A 21827-nucleotide genomic window follows, 5' to 3' on the forward strand; every position below is an offset into this window, starting at 1 on the left:
CGTTCACACGGTCCGGCCAGCGCGGGCCCGGCGCTCATTGCGGATGAACTTCCAACCTGAAGTCCTTGGCGCGCCCGAGGGTCTCGAACCCCGCCTCCTCGTTCATGAAACGCTTGATCTGCCCGATCCAGTCATCCTTGCACGCGGCCCGGTGCAGCCCCTCCTGATTCGGCACGGGCACATACTGGGTGCCGACGGCCTTCAAGTAGCCAAAGAACCTGGCGCGCCTGTAGCCCTTGCCGAACATCTTGTTCGCAAACTGCTGCGTGAAGGCCGGATAAAACCAGCAGCTGACGGCCGAATCACAGGCATAGATCTTGATCTTGCCCCTGAATCCCGTGTCGATCTTGTCCAGCAGGTCCTCCACAACGCTGTCCACGTCGACACTGGACTTGCCGGTGTTCGAGCTCAGCTTGCTGCCACCGGCTTCGCAGTGCCCCAGGATGTAAATGACATCGTCCTCGTCCAGGAGCCCGCGAAAGTTGTCACCCAAGTCACTTGAATCGGCAAACAGAATCTTGTCCCAGCCGAAACCCACCCCGCGCGCCTTGGTCCTCTCCAGGGCCCAGTCCAGCAGTTCCTGATACTCCGAAGCGCTGTCGCTCTCCGGGAAAGGAAGGTATGCACAGCGTTTTCCCATGTCACTCACCTCATGCGCTAGCCATCACCGGACGACTTGGGGGCGATTGTTGAAGGATCCCCCGCCCAGCGCAGGGCGCTGTGACTTAGTGCGCTCAGGCGCACCGCGACCACGCTCATTCAGAACTACCCAGGTCACATGACGCCGGCCCGCCGGATTGCAGTGCAGACTACCGAGCATCCATGACTGTCGGAAACGGCCTGCGATGAACCCGGTGCGTCAGATCCAGAACTACAACGCCGGCCGAGAAGCCGAACGCCTGCAGCTGAAGTACAAGAAGATGCGCGAAAGCGCCTTCGTCTTCCTGCGCGGCAGCTGCCACCTGTTCTACGCCCGATTGCCGAAGACCAGTGTTTTCCGCTCGGCGCCGCCGGTCTGGTGCTGCGGCGATCTGCACATCGAGAACTTCGGCAGCTACAAGGGCGACAACCGCCAGAGCTATTTCGACGCCAACGACTTCGACGAATCGGCGCTGGCCCCCGCGAGCTGGGACCTGGTGCGCGTGCTGTGCAGCCTGCGGGTGGCCGCCGACAGCGGTGCGCTGGGCCCCGCCAAGGCCAAGGACGCCCGGGCGCTGATGCAGACCCTGCTGCACGCCTATGCCGACACCCTGGCCGCGAGCAAGGCCTACTGGATCGAACGCGATACGGCCCAAGGGCCGGTGAAGGCCCTGCTCGACGGGCTGCGCCAGCGCAAGCGCCAGAAGTTCATCGACGAGAGAACGGAAACGAAGGACGGGCGCCGCATGCTGCGAGTCGACAACGACAAGGCGCTGAAGGCCTCACGCGCGCAGCGCGAAGCCGTCAAAGCCTTGATGGGCCGCTTCGCCAAGACGCAGCCCGACCCGCGCTTCTACAAGGTGCTGGATGTCGCCCGCCGCATTGCCGGCACCGGCAGCCTGGGCCTGGACCGCTACGTGGTGCTGGTGCAGGGCAAGGGTTCGCCCGACAACCACTACCTGCTGGACCTGAAGCGCTCGCTGCCCTCGTCGCTGCTGCCGCACTTGCGGCTCGCGCAGCCGCGCTGGCCCGGTGGCGAGGCGGCACGCATCGTCGAATTGCAGCAGCGCCTGCAAGCCGTGCCGCTGGCCTTGCTGCACCCGGTGAAGCTGGACGGCCAGCCCTTCGTACTGCGCGAGTTGCAGCCCTCGGAAGACCGCGTGGCGCTGGACACGCTGGGCCGCGGCGGCAAGGACTTCGAGCAGTTGGTGGCCACGATGGGCCGCCTGCTGGCCTGGGCGCAATTGCGCAGCGCCGGCCGCCAGGGCTCGGCCAGCGCGGACGAACTGATCGACTTCGGGCAGCGAAAGAAATGGCGCGGCAAGCTGCTGGATGCGGCAATGGACTGCGCCGACCAGGTGCAGCGCGACGCGCACGACTTCAACCAGGCCTACGACGACGGCGTATTCGCTGCTTGAGCCACCGCGGCGGCGCTATCGTGCCAGGCCATGCGCGAAACCGGGGCAGCACACGGAACGCAGCTGCGCCGGCGCCGCTCTAACACGAGGCAACACGGGCAGGCCCCGAGCCCGCCGTGAAACTGCCGGAGCCAGCGCCATGCAACTGCCTTTCCGCACCCTGCTGTACCGCTACCTGTGCTTCGGCTGGCTGTTCCAGGACATGCGTCTGCACGGCAGCTTGTTCGAGCACGCCGCGGCCAGGCGCCACAACCAGGAGCAGTCACGCTGGCTGCCGCTGTACATGCTGCGCTACGCCGTTCTCGGCGCCGGCCTCGTCGCACTGGGGGCGGCGGCGGAGTCGCTGAGCCCGGTTCTGTCAGCGCTGTTCTACATTCCCGGCACGATGAGCGTGCCGATGCTCGCGGTGGTGGGCGTGGCCTGGGCAGCGCTGCGGTTCAGGCACTGAGCACGCCGGAGTTCAGGCGCAGTTCCAGCCCCGGCAGGGCCAGCCCGCGCAACACCGTCTGCCAGACCTGCCCCGCCGCCACCGGCATGGCCCGCGTCACGGTGCCGGTGGTGACGATGTCGCCGGCGGCCAGCGGCGCTTGCGCGCCATCCTGCGCCAGGCCCTGCAGCAGATGGCGCAATGCGGACAAGGGGCCGCCGAGCACATTCGCGGCATGCCCGCGGTCGACGACCACGCCGTCGCAGCACAGATCGATCTCGAACGAGGCCAGGCTCGCCAGCCAGGCCGCTGCGCCGGCCGCCGCCGAGTGCCGCGGGCCGATCAGCAGCGCGCCGTGCAGGCCGAAGGCCGCCACGGTATCCGGCGCGGCGAACTTCCAGCCCGGGAAGATCGACTGCACGATCTCGAAGCCATGGGCCACCCAATCGATGCAGCCCAGCAGTGCCGCGTCATCCATGTCGACTGCGGGCGCCCGCGCCAGGCCGAACACGATTTCGGGCTCGATGCGCGGTTCGGCCAGCCCGGCCAGCGAGAAGCTGCCGCCCGTGGCCGGGATGTCGTGCACGGTGCTGTCGTAGACATCGCCCCAGATCGGCGCCCACACGTCGTACTCGGCCCAGATCGTGCGGTTGGTGAAGCCGATCTTGCGGCCGACCGGGGTTTCGCCGCGCGCCATGCGCGTGGCTCGGATCGACGCCGCGGCGCGGTAGGCCAGCGCCAGGTCGACGCCGGCATAACGCGCCGAGAACGGCGCGATCTGGCGCCGCTGCGCGACGGCGGCCAGCGCTTCGGCCGCCAGCGCATCCGCGCTGGCAGGGACGCCGGCAGGACCGTCGGCGGCTTCGGTCAGGTGGTCAGTGCTCATGAATGGCCGCTCTCTTCATTCACTAGCGCAACACTGCACTGGCGCGCGCCTTGTCGATCAGCGCGGCCGCGTCGTCCGGCAGCAGGAAGCCGGCCGCTGTCGCCCGCGCAGCCGCGCGCCGCACCGCGTCGACATAACCGTCGTGGTCGCCATAGCGCTGCTGCAGCGACGGGCGCGGGTCCTTGTTGGCCTCGCGTTCGGCTTCGGTGCGGGCAAACGGCAGCATGCCGCCGACGTAGTTGCAGATCTGGCCCTGGTGGAAGGGCCGGCTGCCGCCGGCGGTGATGTTCCAGCCGAGGTAGGTGCCCAGCGGCGCATCCAGCAGCACCACCGGCACGCCACCCCGTTCGTTGCCATCGGCATCGACGCGGGGCGCGAACATCGGCAGTACCTGCTTGATGCGCGGCGGTGCCAGCGTCGGCACGCCCGAGCCGTCGAGCGCATTGAACTGCGGGCCCCAGTCGTAATCGTGGACCGGCATGATGAAGTCGGGCTCGGGCACCGTGGCACGCAGGCCGGGCAGTGTCGGGAAACCGATGCCGGCCTTGTGGGCCGGGCCCAGGCTGCCGGTGGGCTCGCCCGCCCGCGCGGCCAGCGTCGGGTACACGCTGGGCGGTGGCGCCACGCCCTTCATCACCCACTGCCGGAAGTGGTGGCGCAGCGCATTGACCGTTTCGGTGTGCGGCACCGGGTTGGCGGGCAGCACGCCGGTGCCGAAGTTGTTGCCGGGGCAGGCCGGGCCAGTGCTCGGCAGGCCGACGCCGGGCAGGCTGCTGTCGAAGCCGCCAACGCCGCCGCCATGGTTGGAGCTGGCGATGTAGTAGCGCCGCACACTGTCGGGCAGCGGCAGGTCGGACTTGCCATCGGTGCCAACCCATTCGGGCGTCAGCTTCAGCGCCCAGACCTCGGCCGAACCGAAGTGCTCGATGATCTTCGGGCAGCTTCGGCTGGCCTCGCAGCGGCCCAGGATGCCGGCCGACGGCAGACCACGCAGCGCGTCGGAGGCAGGAGACCACCACTGCGGCCCTTCGCTGCCGGCCTGGTACAGCTCCAGCACGCCGTCGGGCTGTGCCCAGCGGAAGTTCAGCGCAATGCGCCGCCCGGCGATGATGGGCCACAGGCCGTCATGCACCGGTCCGCCGGTTTCACCGCGGTTGAAGCCCAGGTGCAGCCAGCCGCGCAGGAAGTTGCCTGACTGCGAAATGCCGCGGCCGATGCTGTGGGTGATGCGGCCGGCCACCGGGTTCGGCGTGCCGGCGTCATCGGCCCGCGCGGTCTTGAAGAAGCTGGCCACATCGCGCCAGGCCGCGAAGCCGATGCCCAGCACATAGGGGTCGGCTGCCGTGTAGACCACTTGGTAGAGGCGCCGCGCATCGAAGCCCGCCTTCAGGCAGACCTGCGTGGCATCCGGCACGCCGGGGAACGGGTTGGCCGCGTCGCAGCGCGCCCAGGCCCACTGGTCGGCGGGGATCTGCTGCTCGTCGAGGACCTCGCCGGCCTGGGTTTCGCCGCCGCGCGAGACCAGGCGTGCAGCCTGGGTGTCCAGGCTCACTGGGCGATAGGGCACGGGGTTGCTTTGCACCAGCAAGGGCTGCGAGTTCGGGCCGCTGCGGTTGACGATGCGGCCGAAGACCGCGCCGGTGATCGCGGCGCCCCCTTCGCCACGCGCCACCGGCAGCTTCAGGAAGTGCATGCCGGCCACCGAAGCCGTCGGCCGCACAGCCGTGCCGCCGCTGTTGTCGCCCTGCCAGGCGCTGGCCAGCAGCACATCGCCGGCCAGGCGTTCGGCAGCGGCCATCGGAAAATTGCGGCCGCGGTTCGGCACGTCGTGCCACAGCAGCCCGCTGGCCTGCGCCGCATCCATCGGCTTCAGCAGCAGGAAGCTCGCGACATAGCGCACTTTGCCGTCGGCGTCCTTGGCCAGCGCGATGTCCTGGATGATCGCGTTGCCGGCCAGGCCGGGGTCCAGCTCACCGAAAGCGCGACCGGCGATCTGCTCGTAGGCGATGGCCCCCGCGCCGGCTGCCGCGGGCAGCGGCTGCACCTCGTCGATCACGATGCGGGTGACGCGGGCCTGGGCCGGTGCGATCAACACCGCGGCCAGCAAGGAGCAAAGCATGAATGTGCGCATGCGATCGAGTGTGCGGGAATGCCGTGTCTCGCAGCACCCGGGAAAGACCGGCTTGTAGGACATCGGCTACACGACAAGGTGTGCTCGTCTTCTGCCCCGCTGCGCCAGGCCGGCCGACGATGAAGGCATCACCATGGCCCGCCAAGGAAACAGCATGTCTCAATCCGCACAGATCGTCGGCAAGGTCGAGTTTCGGGAAGGGGACGGCCCGAACATCCTCATCCGCCCGGGACCCGTCGAAGTGGACACCACGCAGGCCGATGCCACGCTGAGCTGGGCCGATGGTCCTGCGCGCGGCGCCGCAGCGATCCCGATCGCCGACTTCAGGCGCTATGTGGCCGAGGGCGCGATCAAGCTGCACTGAGCTTGGCGCGTCTCAGCCCTCCCGTCGATGCTCATGCCGTCGGCCGGCGCTCGAAATGCGCGAAGGCCGGTGACGGCTGCGTGAGCACATCGATGTCGAGCCGGTCGACGCGCGCGCCGGGTACGCTGTGGCGCAGCCAGTGGGCCATGGCCTGGAGTCGGTCCTCGGGACCTTGCAGCAGGGCCTCGACCGTGCCGTCCCGCCGGTTGCGCACCCAGCCGGTGAGGCCCAGGGCCTGCGCCTGCATGATGCAGGACTGGCGGTAGCTGACGCCTTGCACGCGGCCCTGCGCACGCACCTGCCAGGTCTGCACCGCAGGGCCGCCGCCCGCCACCGGCCTGCTGTCCACGGTCACCGGATCGCCGCGCTGCAGCAGGCCGCCTTGCAGCACCCGCGCGGTCATGCCGCCATGGCCGCGCATCGCGTTGTAGCCGCCCTCGCCGAGCACCGCGGCCATCTTCGAGCAGGGGTCGCAGGGGCCGGTGAGCTCCAGCACCACTGTTTCGCCAATGCGCAACCGCAGCGGCTGCTGCGCAAACGGCGATCGCGCGGCCACCAGGTTCAGCGCGCTGACCACCAGGTTGCGGCGCAGCAGCAGCGCGTCGATGTCGGCCCGGCCGGACCAGGCGGCGATCAGCGGCAGGTGCTCGGCCTGGATCAGCGTGACCTGGCGCTTGCCCTCGTGCGCGCCGGCCGCGCTGCGATCGCCTTCCAGGCCACGGCCGGCAATGGCCCGTGCGCTTTGAACATGGGCTGCCGGCATGTCCCGACCCGGCCGCAGCACGATGGTCTCCAGCCGGCCCGGCCGCGGGAATTCACGGGTCAATGCAAGCAGCGGATTGTCCATCGCCGCATTGTCGGCGCGCTCAACTCCCCGCGCGATTGGGATCGCGCCACGCACGTTCGAACGGCAGCCGCCAGGCGTGCGGCGCAATCAGCTGGTGGATGGACTTCGGCCCCCACGAGCCAACGGGATACAGCCGCACCGGCGGCGGTGCTTCGAGCAAGTGGGTGGACACCTGCCACAGCCGCTCGATGCCCTCGGCGGTGGTGAACAGCGTGCGGTCGCCGCGCATCGCATCGAGGATCAGGCGCTCATAGGCTTCCAGCACCTCGCCGGCCATGCCGGTGTCGTGCATCGCGAACTGCAGGCTCAGCTTGTCCAGGCGCATGCCGGGGCCGGGGCGCTTGCCGTAGAAGCTGAGCGACATCTTCGAGGCATCGGCCAGGTCGAAGGTCAAATGGTCCGGCCCCTGCGCGCCGACGCCCGAGCCGGGCGGGAACATGCTCTTGGGCGGCTCGCGAAAGGCGATCGAGATGATGCGCTGGCCCTCGGCCATGCGCTTGCCGGTGCGCAGGAAGAAGGGCACGCCGGCCCAGCGCCAGTTGTCGATGAAGCACTTCAGCGCAATCAGCGTCTCGGCGTCGGACTCCGGGTCCACGCCCTCCTCGCTGCGGTAGCCGGCGTACTGGCCGCGCACCACGTCGCCCGGTTGAATCGGCAGCATGCTGCGGAAGACCTTGTTCTTCTCTTCGCTGATCGGCGCCGGCTCCAGCGCGGTGGGCGGTTCCATCGCCATGAACGCGAGGATCTGGAACAGATGCGTCACCACCATGTCGCGGTAGGCACCGGTCTGCTCGTAGAAGCCGGCGCGCTTGCCCAGGCCCAGCGTCTCGGGCACGTCGATCTGCACATGGTCGATGAAATTGCGGTTCCAGATCGGCTCGAACAGGCCGTTGGCAAAACGGAAGGCCAGGATGTTCTGCGCCGGCTCCTTGCCGAGGAAATGGTCGATGCGAAAGATCTGGTCTTCGGCAAACACCTCGTGCAGCTTGCCGTTCAGCTGCACCGCGCTCGCCAGGTCGGTGCCGAAGGGTTTTTCCATCACGATGCGCGAGCGTTCGACCAGCTGCGCCTCACCCAACATGCGTACCGCCGGCAAGGCTGCGCTGGGCGGCACGCTGAGGTAATGCAGCCGGCGGCACTCGGCGCCCAAGCTCAGCTCGGCCCGGTCCACCGCGGCCTTCAGCGCCGCGGCACCGGCGGCCAGCGGCACATAGTCCAGGCTTTGCGCAAAGGCCTGCCAGTGCGGCTCAGTGAGCTTGCGGATCGACGACTCGTCCAGCGCCGCGCGGGCGATCTGGCGGAAGTCGGCGACATCGATGTCGTCCAGCGACACGCCGATGATGCGGCAGCCCGGGATGAAGCCGGTGCTGCTGAGGTGGTAGAGCCCCGGCAGCAGCTTGCGGCGGGCCAGGTCGCCGGTGACGCCGAACAGCACCACCACCTGCGGAAAGCGCGGGCCGACGCCCGGCGGAATCTTTGCCACTTCAGGACCTCCTCTTGCCTCGGCTGCATGCCCACCGGATCCGCAGCAAGTATTGCACCAGCACCCCGCCCGGAGCGCCACGCCGCGCCGCAGGCACTACGATGCGGTTCCCACCACCCGGGCCTTGCTGCCCGTCAAGAAAGCCATTCCATGAGAGTGAACCTGATCGTTGCCGCGGCGTGCGGCCTTGCCGCGCTGGGCGCCGCGCCCGCGGTCTTCGCCGAGGGCCAGGCCCATTGGGGCTACCAAGGCCACGGCAAGCCCGCCAAATGGGCCGAGCTGGACGCCGGTTTCAAGACCTGCAAGCTGGGCAAGCTGCAATCGCCGATCAACCTCGAGACCAAGAAGGTCGAGAAGTCGGCGGACGCCAAGCCGCTGGGCTTTGCCTACGCGGGCGGTGCCGGCGATGTGGTCAACAACGGCCACACCATCCAGGTGAACCTGCCGGCAGGCGGCGCGGTCACCATCGACGGCACCGAGTACAAGCTGCTGCAGTTCCACTTCCACACGCCGAGCGAAGAGATGTTCGACGGCAAGCCCTACCCGCTGGTGGCGCACCTGGTGCACAAGAGCGCACAAGGCCAGCTGGCCGTGGTGGCGGTGCTGTTCAAGCTCGGCCACGAGAACACCACGCTGAAGCCGGTGTTCGCCCACCTGCCGGCCAAGAGCGGTGAAACACTGAAGCTGGATGGCTCCCTCAATGCGGCCGACCTGCTGCCGGCAGACCGCAGCTACTACGCCTTCATGGGCTCGCTGACCACGCCGCCTTGCAGCGAAGAAGTGCGCTGGCAAGTGTTGAAGACGCCGGTGGAAGTCTCCGCCGCACAGCTGGCCAGCTTCAAGAAGCTCTACGCGATGAATGCGCGGCCGGTGCAGCCGCTGAACGGCCGCAAGGTCGTGCTCGGCCCATGAAGCCTGCCGGCGCGCTGTGCCGATACCGGGCTCCGACGTGATGACCGAGCCGGTGCTGCTGCGCGAGCTTCAGGCCGGTGTGCTGACGCTGAGCCTGAACCGCCCGGCCAAGCTCAACGCCATCAACGGCGCGCTGGCCAGCGCGCTGCTGGCCGAGTTGCAGGCCGCCGACGCGACGGCCGACGTGCGTGCGGTGCTGATCCGCGGCAACGGCCGTGCGTTCTGCGCCGGCCGCGATGTCAGCGAAGCGCCGACCGACGACGACCTCACCGGCGTGCAGGCCGTGGCCCAGGCCATCGTGCACTGCAGCAAGCCGGTGCTGGCCGCCGTGCAGGGTTGGGTCGTCGGCGCGGGGCTGGAGTGGATGCTCGATGCTGACATCGTGATCGCCGCGCGCGGGGCCCGCTTCAAGCTGCCCGAAGCCTCGCTGGGCGTGTTCGTCACCGGCGGCATCACTGCCACCTTGCCGGCGCTGGCCGGCCTGGCACGGGCCAAGGCACTGATGCTGCTGGGTGATGCGTTCACTGCCGAGCAGGCCCAGGCCTGGGGGCTGGTGTGGGCGCTCGTCGACGATGAACAGCTCGACGTGCAGGCGCAGCAGGCGGCCGCCCGCCTGGCCGCCTTGCCGGCCGGCATCGCCGGACGCTTCAAGCAGGTACTCAACGAGATCGGCTTGCCCGCGTTCGAGCAGGCGCTGCAGCGTGAAACGGCGATGCAGCTGGCGCTGATGGGCAAGCCCGCAGGCTGAGGATGGGCCAGCCTGTGGGCCGAGGGACCAGGCCGGCGGCTGAGCGCCAGCCCCGCCGCTGAAGCCGAGGCCGGCACAGGCCCCGGCATCGCCGCTTCACGCCGCCCAGCGGCGTTTCGTCGCAGCCCGGCTGCGGCACGCCCCGGCAGGGCCGACAGTGCAGCTCACCCACCCGAGCTGCACCATGCACACGCCCCACCCCCGCTCCCGCTCCCGCTTGCCGGCCTTGGCTGTCATCGTGCTGCTGTGGCTGGTGACGGCGCTCGGCGGCTGCGCCAGCCTGCCGGCCGGTGCCCATCGCCCGCTGTCGCAGGCCATCGAGGCCGGCGACAGCACGCTCGCCCGCATCGCCCGGCACAACACCGCGCCCCGGCCTGACCCGACAGGCCAGCCCGCGCTGTCGGGCTTTCGCCTGCTGCCCAACGGCGACCACGCGCTGGACGCCCGGCTGGCGCTGGTGCAGCGCGCCGAGCGCAGCCTGGATGCGCAGTACTACCTGATCAGCGCCGACGACTCGGGCCTGCAGTTCCTGCGCGCGCTGCGCGACGCCGCCGCACGCGGCGTGCGCGTGCGGCTGCTGGTCGACGACCTCTACACCGCCGGCGAACAAGCGCTGCTCGCCGGCCTGGCCGCGCACCCGAATGTCGAGCTGCGCCTGTACAACCCGCTGCCGGTGCGCGGCGGCGGCTTCGCCACGCGGCTGCTGCTGTCGTTGCATGAATTCGAGCGCATCAACCAGCGCATGCACAACAAGCTGCTGATCGCCGACGGTGCCTTCGCGCTCGCCGGCGGCCGCAACATCGGCGACGAATACTTCATGCGCGGCGCCTCGGCCAACTTCATCGACCTGGACGTGCTGGCCAGCGGCCCGGTGGTGGCCGAGCTGGCCGCTGTCTTCGACCGCTACTGGAACCACCCGCGCGCCTGGCCGGTGCAGGCGCTGGCCGACGGCCCGCAGGATCCGGATGCCCTGCGCGAGGCGTTCGAGCGCCAGGTCGACACGGCAGCCGCCGGCATCCATGTGTCGCCGCGCGACGTGCTGGGCCGCAGCAGCGTGTCGACCCAGCTCGCAGCGGGCCAGCTGGACCAGCACTTCGCGGCCGTGCGGGTCGTCGCCGACGCGCCGGACAAGGCCGCGCAAGCGCCCGCCTTGCCGCCGGCGCCGGTGACGCCCGAGGCACGGCCCGGTGCCGGTGCGATGGACAGCCTGCTGTCGCTGATGCGCTCGGCGCGTTCGGAGGTGGTGATCACCTCGCCCTACTTCGTGCCCGGTGCGCGCGGCATTGCGCTGCTGCAGCAGGCCGCCGACCATGGCATCCAGGTCCGCCTGGTGACGAACTCGATCGCCGCCACCGACGAGCCGCTGGTGCACTGGGGTTATGCGCGCTACCGTCCGGCGATGCTCAAGCTCGGTGTCGACATCCACGAGCTGAGCCCGCAGTTGGCCGCGCGCAGCAACTCGCTGGGCCCCTTCGGTTCGTCGGCAGCGCGGCTGCATGCCAAGGTGGCGGTGGTGGACCGGCGATTCGTGGCCATTGGCTCGGTGAACATGGACGGCCGCTCGGCACGGCTGAACACCGAGATGGGCCTGGTCATCGACAGCCCCGCACTGGCCGCCGACATCGCGCGGCTGATGCATCCCGGCACGGCCGCCGGCAGCTACCAGCTGCGGCTGGTCGATGGCGGCGAGCGCATCGAATGGCTGGCCAGCGAGGGCGGCCGGCAGCAGGTGCTGGCGCAGGAACCCGGCAGCGGCTGGGTCACGCGGCTGAAACTGAGCCTGCTGTCGCTGCTGATCGCCGAGGAGATGCTGTAGCGCACCGGGCCGTGCGCTGGCGGCCGCTGCGCGCAGCGCCGCCGTGCGGCTACCCGTCGTGCCGCGGCGGCTCCGCCTCGCCGGCCTGCGCCGCGGCCCGTGCTACCGCCCGCACCTGCCGCCACTGCAGCCACCCCAGCAGCAGGTACAAGCCCACCAGCACACGAAAACCGGCGGGCAGACCCCATTGCTGGCTCAGCAGCCCGCCGAGCACCGAACCACTCAAGCCGCCGGCCGGCCCGGCCATCGACGACAGGCCACCGCCATGGCCCCGGCCCAGCTCCTTCATCAGCTGACCGTAACGCGTGACGCTGCTCAGCTGCTGCAGCCCCAGGCCCACGCCCAGCAAGGCCGCGCCGCCCCACAACCAGGCGGGCGAGCGTGCAAAGGCCAGCAACAGCGCCTGGCCCAACAGCAGCGTGATGGCCACGAGGTAGCGCCGATCGTCGTGCCAGCGCACTGTGAGCGCGCCGCCGATGAACAGCGTGGCGACGAACAGCGCGCCCTGCAGCGTGACCAGCCCGGCGGCCACCTGCAGCCCCAGGCCGAAGTGGCGCATGGCCAGCAGCACGATGAACACCGAGAAATAGGCCAGCGCCATCTGGCCGATCATGTCGATCAGCATCGTGCGGCGCAGCATCGGCCGCGCGATCACCGTCTGCATCTGCCGCCGCACGCGCTGCACCAGCGGCGTGGCCTCGCTGCCGCGGCCCGGCGGCGCCTTGGCCAGCACGCGGCTGCCGATCACGAACATGCCGAGATAGGCCACGGCCAGCATCACGAAGGTCGACGGGTAGCCCAGCGCGGCGATCAGCAGCGCGCCCAGGCTGGGCCCGATGAAGTACATGCCCAGCGTATTGGCCGCGCGGTTCCAGCCGGCCTTGGCTGGATGCAGCGACGGCAGCAGGTGCAGGAACTCGGTGTTGGTGGTCACCAGCCGCAGCGGGATGACCAGCGCCAGCCCGGTCACGCACAGGATCAGCTGCCACGGCGCGCTGGCCGCGGTGAGCCCGAAGGCAAAGATCAGCGCCGCCGCCAGCACGCCGATGCGGAACAGCAGCAGGCTGCCGTGCCGATCGATCAGCGCGCCGGTGGGCATGGACAGCAGCAGCAGCCCGCCGAACTGCAGCCCGCCGACCAGCCCGATCTGCCACGACTGCGCGTGCAGCGAGGCCGCGAACAGCGGCAGCGCCACGCGCGAAATGCCGTGCGACGAGCCCACGAGCACATTCAGCGTCATGAATCCGGCCAAGGGAATCCCAGGCGGCGCCGGGTCGTTCTCCTGCATCACGGAAGACTACGGAACGGGATCAATTCACTCAACGCAAGCCCTTCCACCACAGCGTGTTCTGCCGCGGTCGGCCCAGCGTCAGCACCTCGCCGATCTCGGGCGTGGCCAGCGGCAGGCCCTGCTGCTCGGCCAGCGCGGCCACGCGGTTCAGCGGGTCCTGCCAGGTGTGGAAGGCCAGGTCGAAGGTGCTGTTGTGCACCAGGTACAGCAGCTTCGCGCGCAGGTCGCGGAAGGCCTTCACGGTCTCTTCGGGCGACATGTGCACGCTGGGCCAGTAGCTGTCGTAGGCGCCGTTTTCCATCAGCGCGATGTCGAAGCCGCCGAAACGCTCGCCGATCTGCGCAAAGCCGCCGAAGTAACCCGAATCGCCGCTGTAGAAGATGCGCTCGCCGCCGCTGCGGATAACCCACGAGGCCCACAGCGTGCGGTTGCGGTCCCACAGCGTGCGACCGGAGAAATGCTGGGCCGGCGTGGCGGTGAGTTCGATCTCGCCATGGCGCGCCTGCTGCCACCAGTCGAACTCCTCGATGCGATCGGCCGGCACGCCCATCTCGCGCAGCCGCGCCGCCACGCCCAGCGGCACGAAGTAGCGCTGCACACGTTCACGCAGGGTTTCGATGGTGGCGGTGTCGAGGTGGTCGTAGTGGTCGTGCGACAGGATCAGGCCGTCGATCGCCGGCAGGTCCTGCAGCGCCAGCGGCGTCGGGTGGAAGCGCTTGGGCCCCGCCCATTGCACCGGCGACGCGCGCTCGCTGAACACCGGATCGATCAGCCAGTAGCGGCCGCGCAGCTTCAGCAGGTGCGACGAATGGCCAAGCCGCACCACATGGTTGGCCGCGGGGTCCAGCGCGTCGAGCGCCGCGCGGTCGAGCCGGCGCACCGGAATCGCATCGACCGGCACGGTGCCCTGCTTGTCGGCGAACAGGAAGCGGCTCCAGATCGTCCAGCTGCCCTGCGCCGGCAAGGCCTGCGGGTTCGGGAGGTTCTGAAAACGGCAATCAGCACCCAGCTGCGGTGAAGCGGAGAGCCGCGGGTCGCAGGCGCCGCCGGTGGCGCAACCGGCCGCCGCCAGGCAGCTGAACGCCAGCAGCAGCCTGGCCGCCAGGCGTGACATGAAGGAAGGCATCGTCTGGGCCGTTGTCGTGAGCGTCGAAGACGCGGACTCTAAGCCAGATGCCGCACCGGGAAATCAACACTCGGCCGCGCAAGGGCATGCGGCGGCGGCGCACGAAACAGCGACGGCCGCCCGATACGATGCACGCATGACCGAGACTTTCAATGCCGTGGCCGAGGTGCTGCAGCTGTACTTCGATGGCCTGCATCACAGCGACACGCAGCGTTTGCGGCGGGTGTTTCACGCGGCGGCTTTGTACGCTTGCGCTTCCGATGGCAGCTTGTTGTCGCTGGGCATGGACGCGTACTTCACGCGGGTGGATCAGCGGCCCTCACCGGCCAGCAAGGGCGAGCCGCGGGCTGACCGGATCTTGCGCATCGAGTTTGTCGGCCCTGTCACTGCGCTGGCCGTTGTTGAATGCTCGATTGCGCCGAAGCGGTTCACGGATCTGTTGACGCTTGTGCTGTTGGATGGGCGGTGGCAGATCATTTCGAAGGTGTTCCACTACGTTGTGGATTGAGGGTCTGCGTGAAGGGATCCTTACCCGGCAAGCCGCCGCCCAAAGAACGCCAGAACCTCGTCCCGTGCCGCGACCGTCGGCTGCCCCGCCTCATCGATCAGGTGCGCCGTCACCACACTGTGCGGGTAAGGCACATGCTGCGCGAAGAACGGCGGCACATCGGCATTCGCAGCCGTGTCCGGCAGCACCCGCGCGACGAAGCGTGGACCCAGGGCTTCGGCATACGCCGCAAAGCGCTGCGCCCGGCAGATCCTGTCGCCTTCGAAGCGCAGCGCCAGCACCGTCAGGTCCTCCTGCTCCAGCCGCCGGCGCACGGCCCGGATGTCGTCGGGCGAGATCTCCAGACCACCCGGATCGTCCAGCGGCAGCGAAGGCTGGGCCAGCACCGGCGCCAGCATCGCCGGCTCCAGCATCATCGACAGCGCGAAGTTGCCGGTCCAGCACATGCCGATGGCGCCGACGCCGGGACCACCGCACTCCTGATGCGCCAGCCGGGCCAAGGCCCGCAGCCACACCGTCACCGGGCTCGAAGCGCCCGCAGCCCCCTGGCCCGCGAAAGCACGAAACTCGGCACTGACACAGGCGCGCTTGAACACCGCGGCGCCCTCCTCCGCGCCCGGCACCGCACCATCGCGGCCGAACAGCGAGGGCATGTAGACGCTGAAGCCGGCATCACGCACCCAGCGGCTGAAGCGCGCGACCTGCGGGCTGATGCCCGGCATCTCGCTCATCACGATCACGGCCGGCCCGCTGCCCGCCACGTGCACGCGCTTGCTCACGCCGTCGAGCGTGATCTCGCGCGGGTGGAAGTCCTCGAGGGCATCGTCCTCTCTCATGCTGCGTCGTGTCATCGCGTTCCCTCGGGTGTCGTCCAGGCTCGTCGGCCACAGCCTGCATTGGACGCACAGTGCCGCTAGACTGCGAGTGTCGCTTTAGACAGCTTTAGGGCGTTTTCGGTCAATGACGGATTTTTCGATCCTGGTGCTGCCCGGGGCCTACGCGAGCAGCGTGGCGAGCACGCTGGATGTGCTGCAGGCCGCGTCGGTGCTGGCGCCGCGCCTGAAGCTGGCGCGGCCGAGCTGGCGCGTGCTGTCGGCCGCCGACACCTCGGTGCCCCTGAGCAGCGGCCTGCGGGTTGACGCCGGCGTCTTGCCGAAGCGCCATCGTGCCGATGCATCGACCTGGATCGTGCCGGGGCTGGGTCTGGACCAGGGCCAGGCGATCGCCGCTCGATTCGCTAGCGCCGATGCGCAGCGGGCGATCCAGGCTGTCGCGGCGCATGCGGCCGCCGGCGGCCGGGTCGCGGCCTCGTGCTCCGCCGTGTTCCTGCTGCAGGCCGCGGGCTTGCTGGCCGGACGGCGCGTCACCACGTCCTGGTGGCTGGCGGCGGAGCTGCGGCGGCTGGAGCCGCGCTGCGTCGTCGATGCCGACCGCATGGTCTGCGCCGACGGCCCGGTCAGCACGGCCGGCGCCGCCTTCGCGCAGACCGACCTGATGCTGCATCTGCTGCGCGACCGCTTCGGCGTGACGCTGGCCGACGCGGTCGGGCGCGTGCTGCTGATCGACGGGCGGCAGGCCCAGGCGCACTTCGTCGTGCCGGCGATGCTGTCCAATGGCAACGCGCTGATCGCCCGGCTGGTGGCGCGCATCGAAGCCGCGCTGCCGCAGCCGCCCAGCGTGCAGGCGCTGGCGGACGAATTCGCGATGTCCAGCCGAACGCTGTCGCGCCACGTGCGCGAGGCCACCGGCAGGAGCACGATGGCGCTGGTGCAGAGCGTGCGGCTGAACCGCGCGCGCATGCTGATCGAGTCCAGCCGCATGAGCATCGAGCGTGTGGCCCAGCAGGTGGGCTATGGCGACGCCACGGCACTGCGGCGCCTGATGCGCAAAGTGGCAGGTGCCAACCCCAGCCGCTACCGAACGGCGGGGTTCAGGCGCCGCGACGAGCAGCGCTGAGCGGCCCGCGGCGCGGGCGCGCTGCGCCTACGCGCCTATGCACCACCCCGCAAGCGCTTCAGGCTGGCCACGCCGGGCAACGCGGCCCAGGCCATCAGCGCCTGTTCCACCTGCGGCCCGTTGGCACCGAGCCAGGCACTCATCTCGGGGCCTACGGCCTGGCCGTACACCCGGTGCGACACCACGGCGACCAGCCCCACGCCCTCGTGCAGCAGGCAGCGCGCAAAGGCAGCTTCCAGCAACTGCGGCGTGCCCAGCACGGCCACGATCAGGTGCTCGGCCGGCCGCTGCGCGGTGCGCGGCGTCGAGCGCGTCTGCAGGATCTTGCCGTGCTGCTGGTAGTTGGCCAGCACCTGGTTGGCGATGCCGGCCAGTTGCTCACCCTGCGTCGCCGATTCGTGCAGGTTCAGCGTGATCATGTCGCGCCAACGTGTCAGGTCAGCGTCCCGCTGCGGCGTGAACTCGTGCTGGCCGCCCTTGGACCAGCGGTGCAGGAACTCGGTGCCGCGAAACGAGATCATCGGCCCCTCGGGCTTGGCAGATTGGCTGGGCTGGGCCGGCGGTGCGGCGCGGGCCGCTGTCGGCAAGCAGGCGACCGACAGCGCTGCGGCCAGCACCTGGCGGCGCTGGACATCGACGCGCGGCGTGCTGGCCAAGCGCTGAGCGGGGAGGTGTTCGAACATGCGCGCTCCTGGTGATGCAGGCTTCGCATGCTGGCGCTCAATTGATTCAGGAGAACATCAGCGCCCGGCGCCTTGGTTTCAATCGTTCAGCGCCCCCGCTTGGCCGCCAGCCGCCGGGTCACCGAAGCACCGCCCAGTTCTTGCAAAGCATGCTTGCCGATCCAGCGTGCGGTGGCGTCGTCGGCAGCGGCCAGCCGCTGCGCCAGCGCCGCGCAGGCCGTGTGCAGCACATCGTTGCGCTTGCCCACGGCCCGCAGCGCCATGTTCACCGCCTTCTTGACGAAATGGCGCTCGTCGGTGGCGGCGGCCTCGATCAGCGGCAGCGCGTCCAGGAAGGCCGGGTCGCCGGCGTGTTTGTCGTGCACGCTCAGCGACCACAGCAGCGCAAAGGCCGCGCGTTTGCCGAACTCGTCGCGCCGACGGGCCCATGGCACCAGCCGGCCCCAGGCCTGCGGCACGTGGTCGAACAGCGCAAAACACGCGGTGTCGCAGATCGCCCAGTTGTCGAAGTCGCTGACCCAGCGATCCATCTGCGCCACGCTCACTTGCGCCGGGTCGTCGATGAAGGTGGCGAGCAAACGCGCTTCATGGACGCCGCTGGCCCACAACGCGGCGGCCAACGCATGGTCCGTCCTCAGCTGCTTGGCGTACTTGCGCAGGCGGCCCACCGAGACGCCGACCGCATGGTCCGAGGGGATGGCGAAGCGCGCCATGCTGTCGCGCCCGGCCTGGCTGCCTTCACGCTGCAGCCAGGCCAGCACGGCCTCGGCTTTCTCGGCTGTCGTGGGTTCGAGTTTGGGCTGCATCGGTGTGCTGTGCCGGGTGCTGGCCGGCACCGTGTTTGAATCCATTGTGCACACTCGACATCAGGACGCAGCATGATCACGCCGGAACAACTCAACCAGCGCGGCGCAGGGCACTTGCCCGGCCACCTGGGCATCGTCATCACCGCTGTCACCGAGCATGCCGTGCATGCGGAGTTCAGGGTCAGCCAGGCCTTGATGGCGCCGAACGGCTATCTGCATGCCGGCAGCGTGGTGACGCTGGCCGACACCTCGGCTGGTTATGGATGCTCGGCGAACCTGCCACCGGGTGCCGGCGGCTTCACCACCATCGAGCTGAAATCCAACCACCTGGGCACGGCGCGCGAAGGCACGGTGCAGTGCGTGGCCACCGCCGTGCACAAGGGCAAGACGACGCAGGTCTGGGATGCGGTGGTGACGCACCGCGACACCGGCAAGACCCTGGCGCTGTTCCGCTGCACGCAGATGATCCTGTACCCGAAGCCGGCCGCCTGAGCGGCTGTCAGTTGAAGGGCGAGTAACGTCCATTGCGCGCGGCCAGGTGAGGCGCAAAGCTGATGCGGCGGCGCTCGTCGATGCGCTCGCCGAGACGCTCGCCGGCGCCGCGTGCGCTGCCCTGGCCTTCGAGCCGGCCCTCCACCAGTTCATAGCCCATCAGCGCAAACACGCGCTCGCCCAGGAAGATCGGCCGCGCATTGCCGTACCAGTCGACGCAAGAGGCCTTGCAGCCATCGTCCTGCGTGGCGGCGCGCGCGCCCAGCTCGCCGAGCGCATGGAAGTCCAGGTTGCGCTGGCGCAGGAACAGCACCGCCGCCGAGCCCTGCGCACCGGCAAGCACCGCGCCGCGCCGCGTGCCCGGGCCACCGAGCACCGGCAGGCCCAGCAAGCCTTCTTCGGCCCCGGTGGCGCGGAAGAAGAAGCCGTGCGTGCGGGTCTCGCCCTGGCGTGCGCCGGCCTGCACATGGCTGCCGGCCAGCGCGACCTCGCTGCGGCCCAGGCGCAGGCTGGTGAACAGCAGGTCCTTGCCGGCATTGCCGACGAGCACCGCATGGGCACCCATCGCCTCGATGCGCTCGACCGCGTGGCCGGGGGCCAGCGCCTGCGGGCTGCCGGCGTCGGCATAGCGCGTGGCCCACGCAGCGTTCGCGCCGCCCCACAGCAGCCAGTCGCCGATGAAGCGGTTCTGCAAGCCGTAGCCCGCCACGGCGGGCAGCACGCGGTAGTGCTCACGCTGCGCGGCGCCGCGGCCATCGCCGAAGGCGCTGAGCGGCACGCGCAGCAAGGCCATCTGGCCACCGCCGCCGCGATCGCTGCCCCACATGCCTTCACCAAAGCCTGAATCTCGCAGCAGCACGTGCAGGAAGCCCCGGCCGTCTTCGAGGAAGGACAGCTGGTCGATCGGCACGCCGGCGGTCTTCAAGGCCGTGGGCGTGGTGCCATCGAGCGGAATGCGGAATACCGCGGACAGCGACTGCGGCGCGGGCGCCGGCTCGGCCGCAACCAGTGGCCCGGTCGGTGGCACGGTCGGCGGCACCGTGCCGGGCTGCGGCTGGGCTGGTTGCGGCACGCCGGCCTGCGGCGTGGCCGGCTGCAAAACCACGCGCCGGCGCGGCCAGCTGCTGGTCCACACATACACCGAGCCTTGCGACACGTAGAACACACGCCCGGCCGGCCCCAGCACCGCGGTGGACTCGCAACGCATCTCGGCCGCGCCCAGGTCGCAGGCGGTCACGGTGTGCAAGGCCAGCGGCTGCGTCGCGTCGAACTCGTCGTCAGTGCGGTAGATGCGCGTGGCCGGCAGGATGCGTTCGAATTCGGCCGGCGTCGCGGCACCCTGCCAGCGCCGCACACCGGGCATCAGCTGCGCGGGCTGCGGGCCCCAGGGCTGCAGGATCGTCGGGCTGTAGAACACCAGCTTGCGGCCGATCAGCCGGCTGGCGTAGTTGCGCGCCGAGTAGTAGTCGAAGCTGCGCAGGTGGTACGTGGCGCGGTAGGCCAGCGCACCGCCGTCGCCCAGCTCGAACAGGCCGATCTCGGTGCCGCCGCGTGCATAGCTGTAGCCCACCACGACCACGGTGTTGCCGGAGATCAACAGTTCGTCGTACCAGGCGCCGCCGGGGTCGGCATTCGGCGCGTAGGCGTCCAGCGTCGCCGCGGGCTGCAGCGCATCGCCGCCCACCCGCACGGTGAACAGCCGGCCGCGACGCAGGATCACCAGGTAGTCGCCGGCGCGCTTGACGATGCCGCCTTCGTCGACACCAGCCGTCTGCACATTGGTGATGGATTCGGCCGCGGCGCCAGCACTGTCGGCGCTCTTGGCCGCCGCCGCCGCCGCGGGCGCCGGCGGCGCTGCCGGCGCGGCCTGCATCGCCAGCGGCGCCCTGTCGCGGCGGCGCTGCAGCTGCAGCTTTTCGGCCTGGCTGCGCCACTGGCCCAGTGCCTGCTGCAGCTCGGCTTCACTGCGGTAGGGCCTGAGCGTGCGGACGCTGTCCGCAGCGGCAGCCGAGGATGCGGTGGCGGCGCAGCCGGGCAGGCTGGCAGCGGCCAGCAGCGACACGCTGAGCGTCAGGGCAAGGCGGCGGGTGGGCATGATCGAACTCCGACAAGGGGATGTCGGTTTCTACGGCCCAGCCCGGCCTGTGGGGTCAACGGATCAAGGCTTCGAGCGGTCAGCGCCTCACGGCATCGTTTCACCCCGGCCCGTGGAGGACGCCGCCGGCCCGGTCGGCAGGCCGATCTTCTTGGCCCCGCGGTTGACGGCGCTGGCCGCCACCTTGGCGCCGTGCTCCACGGCACTGGCGGCCTTCTTCACGCCGTGCTTGACGGCGTCTTCGGTCTTCTTGACGACCGGTGCCACCGCACTGGCGGCCGAGTGCGCCGCCTCGGTGGGGCCGGCCCGGCACAGCGATGTCGCCATCAGCATGCTGCAGGCCAGCACGGTGGCCAGCGGCCGGGGTCTTTGGAATCCTTGCGTCATGTGTTGCTCCACGCCGGTTTCCGGCTTCAGGTCGCGCCCACGGGCTGCGGGTTCGTGGCAATCGGCATGCCCAGCCAGGCCAGCACGGCCTCGTTGAAGCGCTGCGGCTGCTCCACCATAACCCAGTGCCCGGTGTCCATCTTCAGCACCTGGCTGCCAGGCCGGGCCGCCAGGCGTTCGACCCAGCCGGGGGTGTGAAACGGCACCAGCTTGCGCCGGCCGTAGACATACAGCGTGGCGCACGGCGGCTCGAAGGGCTGCAGCCCGCGGTAGGAGCCATGCCTGCCGGTCCAGGTGATGAAGTAGGGGTAGTTCATGCCGGCATGGATCTGCTGCGGGTCGGTGGGGCAGCGCAGCTGGCGCGCCATCCAGCGCGTCATGCGCGTGCCCAGGCCGCCCTGCGCATCGCCGCCGATCAGCCAGGCCAGGGCCAGCCAGGCCTGGTAGGCGAAGATCATCGCCTTCTGCTTGTTGCTGAGGAAGTTCACGAAGCGGGGCGAGGCCGCGTCGCCGATGTCCACGCCGATCAGCCGGGCCACCAGCGCCGGGTGCTGCATCACGAACTGGTAGCCGAACAGGCAGCCCCAGTCGTGCAGCATCAGGATCACCGGCCGGCCCGGGCTCAGTGTCTCGACAACCTCACGCAGGCCATCGATCAGCCGGGCCAGCGGCACCGCGCGCGCCGGCTCGCCGGCGCCGAAGCCGGGCAGCGTGAGCCGCACGCAGCGGTAGTGCGGCAGCAGCGCAGGCATCTGCGCGTCCCACAGCCGCCAGGTGTCCGGCCAGCCATGCAGCATGACGAGGGTGTCGGC

At 69.9% G+C, this 21827-nt stretch carries 22 protein-coding genes; 9 read left to right on the plus strand and 13 right to left on the minus strand.

Annotated features, from left to right (window positions below; genetic code table 11):
* Positions 1-34 precede the first annotated feature (34 nt).
* Positions 35-640 carry a hypothetical protein gene (locus VLK61_RS22980; RefSeq protein WP_325424328.1) on the minus strand — a complete coding sequence of 202 codons (606 nt, stop codon included), beginning with the start codon at positions 638-640 and terminating at the stop codon, positions 35-37.
* Positions 641-845: 205 nt separating this feature from the next.
* On the opposite strand from VLK61_RS22980, the gene VLK61_RS22985 reads away from it, so the two are divergent.
* Positions 846-2057 carry a DUF2252 domain-containing protein gene (locus VLK61_RS22985; protein WP_325424330.1) on the plus strand — a complete coding sequence of 404 codons (1212 nt, stop codon included), beginning with the start codon at positions 846-848 and terminating at the stop codon, positions 2055-2057.
* Positions 2058-2196: 139 nt separating this feature from the next.
* A complete protein-coding gene (locus tag VLK61_RS22990; RefSeq protein WP_325424332.1) occupies positions 2197-2505 on the plus strand; it encodes a hypothetical protein in 309 nt (102 codons plus the stop codon).
* On the opposite strand, the gene VLK61_RS22995 is transcribed toward VLK61_RS22990, so the two are convergent.
* Together VLK61_RS22995 and VLK61_RS23000 are read right to left on the minus strand one after the other, a co-directional pair.
* Positions 2495-3370 carry a 2-keto-4-pentenoate hydratase gene (locus VLK61_RS22995; protein WP_325424335.1) on the minus strand — a complete coding sequence of 292 codons (876 nt, stop codon included), beginning with the start codon at positions 3368-3370 and terminating at the stop codon, positions 2495-2497. The genes VLK61_RS22990 and VLK61_RS22995 overlap by 11 nt on opposite strands.
* A 22-nt stretch (positions 3371-3392) precedes the next feature.
* Positions 3393-5501 (minus strand): alpha/beta hydrolase domain-containing protein, encoded by a 2109-nt coding sequence (locus tag VLK61_RS23000; RefSeq protein ID WP_325424337.1) that lies wholly within the window; start codon positions 5499-5501, stop codon positions 3393-3395.
* 154 nt (positions 5502-5655) lie between these two features.
* Between VLK61_RS23000 and VLK61_RS23005 the strand changes: the two genes are divergently transcribed.
* On the plus strand, positions 5656-5865 hold the full coding sequence (locus VLK61_RS23005) for a hypothetical protein (protein WP_325424339.1): 210 nt from the start codon (positions 5656-5658) through the stop codon (positions 5863-5865).
* Between the two features lie 31 nt (positions 5866-5896).
* On the opposite strand, the gene VLK61_RS23010 is transcribed toward VLK61_RS23005, so the two are convergent.
* On the minus strand, positions 5897-6712 hold the full coding sequence (locus VLK61_RS23010) for an acylphosphatase (protein WP_325424341.1): 816 nt from the start codon (positions 6710-6712) through the stop codon (positions 5897-5899).
* Positions 6713-6731: 19 nt separating this feature from the next.
* Positions 6732-8195 carry a glucose-6-phosphate dehydrogenase gene (gene zwf / locus VLK61_RS23015; protein ID WP_325424343.1) on the minus strand — a complete coding sequence of 488 codons (1464 nt, stop codon included), beginning with the start codon at positions 8193-8195 and terminating at the stop codon, positions 6732-6734.
* A gap of 150 nt (positions 8196-8345) precedes the next feature.
* Here zwf and VLK61_RS23020 point away from each other — a divergent pair, with 150 nt between their 5' ends.
* From VLK61_RS23020 to VLK61_RS23030, 3 genes are all read left to right on the plus strand, one after another.
* Positions 8346-9107: a carbonic anhydrase gene (locus VLK61_RS23020; RefSeq protein ID WP_325424345.1), complete on the plus strand. Its 762-nt coding sequence runs from the start codon at positions 8346-8348 to the stop codon at positions 9105-9107.
* Between the two features lie 40 nt (positions 9108-9147).
* Entirely contained in the window at positions 9148-9855 is a 708-nt protein-coding gene (locus tag VLK61_RS23025) for an enoyl-CoA hydratase/isomerase family protein (protein ID WP_325424347.1), read from the plus strand.
* A gap of 184 nt (positions 9856-10039) precedes the next feature.
* On the plus strand, positions 10040-11671 hold the full coding sequence (locus VLK61_RS23030) for a phospholipase D-like domain-containing protein (RefSeq protein WP_325424349.1): 1632 nt from the start codon (positions 10040-10042) through the stop codon (positions 11669-11671).
* A gap of 49 nt (positions 11672-11720) precedes the next feature.
* Here VLK61_RS23030 and VLK61_RS23035 read toward each other — a convergent pair whose 3' ends face one another.
* Together VLK61_RS23035 and VLK61_RS23040 are read right to left on the minus strand one after the other, a co-directional pair.
* The gene (locus tag VLK61_RS23035) at positions 11721-12959 is read right to left on the minus strand and encodes an MFS transporter (RefSeq protein WP_325424351.1); all 1239 of its coding nucleotides are present in this window, start codon (positions 12957-12959) and stop codon (positions 11721-11723) included.
* Positions 12960-12990: 31 nt separating this feature from the next.
* Entirely contained in the window at positions 12991-14088 is a 1098-nt protein-coding gene (locus VLK61_RS23040; protein WP_325424353.1) for an MBL fold metallo-hydrolase, read from the minus strand.
* Between VLK61_RS23040 and VLK61_RS23045 the strand changes: the two genes are divergently transcribed.
* The gene (locus VLK61_RS23045; RefSeq protein ID WP_325424355.1) at positions 14075-14596 is read left to right on the plus strand and encodes a nuclear transport factor 2 family protein; all 522 of its coding nucleotides are present in this window, start codon (positions 14075-14077) and stop codon (positions 14594-14596) included. The two genes, VLK61_RS23040 and VLK61_RS23045, sit on opposite strands and share 14 nt — an antisense overlap.
* 20 nt (positions 14597-14616) lie before the next feature.
* On the opposite strand, the gene VLK61_RS23050 is transcribed toward VLK61_RS23045, so the two are convergent.
* Positions 14617-15447 (minus strand): dienelactone hydrolase family protein, encoded by an 831-nt coding sequence (locus VLK61_RS23050; protein ID WP_325424357.1) that lies wholly within the window; start codon positions 15445-15447, stop codon positions 14617-14619.
* A 109-nt stretch (positions 15448-15556) separates the two neighbouring features.
* Between VLK61_RS23050 and VLK61_RS23055 the strand changes: the two genes are divergently transcribed.
* Positions 15557-16552, plus strand: a complete 996-nt coding sequence (locus VLK61_RS23055) for a GlxA family transcriptional regulator (RefSeq protein ID WP_325424359.1) — start codon at positions 15557-15559, stop codon at positions 16550-16552.
* Between the two features lie 35 nt (positions 16553-16587).
* On the opposite strand, the gene VLK61_RS23060 is transcribed toward VLK61_RS23055, so the two are convergent.
* Both VLK61_RS23060 and VLK61_RS23065 read right to left on the minus strand, forming a co-directional pair.
* Entirely contained in the window at positions 16588-17235 is a 648-nt protein-coding gene (locus VLK61_RS23060) for a hypothetical protein (RefSeq protein WP_325424361.1), read from the minus strand.
* 86 nt (positions 17236-17321) lie between these two features.
* Positions 17322-18041, minus strand: coding sequence for a DNA alkylation repair protein (locus VLK61_RS23065; RefSeq protein ID WP_325424363.1), 720 nt, complete (start codon positions 18039-18041; stop codon positions 17322-17324).
* Between the two features lie 72 nt (positions 18042-18113).
* On the opposite strand from VLK61_RS23065, the gene VLK61_RS23070 reads away from it, so the two are divergent.
* Positions 18114-18533: a PaaI family thioesterase gene (locus tag VLK61_RS23070; protein ID WP_325424365.1), complete on the plus strand. Its 420-nt coding sequence runs from the start codon at positions 18114-18116 to the stop codon at positions 18531-18533.
* Between the two features lie 7 nt (positions 18534-18540).
* On the opposite strand, the gene VLK61_RS23075 is transcribed toward VLK61_RS23070, so the two are convergent.
* From VLK61_RS23075 to VLK61_RS23085, 3 genes are all read right to left on the minus strand, one after another.
* Entirely contained in the window at positions 18541-20628 is a 2088-nt protein-coding gene (locus VLK61_RS23075) for a beta-propeller domain-containing protein (protein WP_325424367.1), read from the minus strand.
* A gap of 87 nt (positions 20629-20715) precedes the next feature.
* A complete protein-coding gene (locus tag VLK61_RS23080) occupies positions 20716-21015 on the minus strand; it encodes a hypothetical protein (protein WP_325424369.1) in 300 nt (99 codons plus the stop codon).
* Between the two features lie 26 nt (positions 21016-21041).
* Positions 21042-21827 (minus strand): alpha/beta fold hydrolase (locus tag VLK61_RS23085; protein WP_325424371.1); only part of this gene is annotated, 786 nt, incomplete at its 5' end.

Origin of the sequence: Aquabacterium sp. (genome assembly GCF_035476535.1) — a bacterium.
GTDB lineage: Bacteria > Pseudomonadota > Gammaproteobacteria > Burkholderiales > Burkholderiaceae_C > Pseudaquabacterium.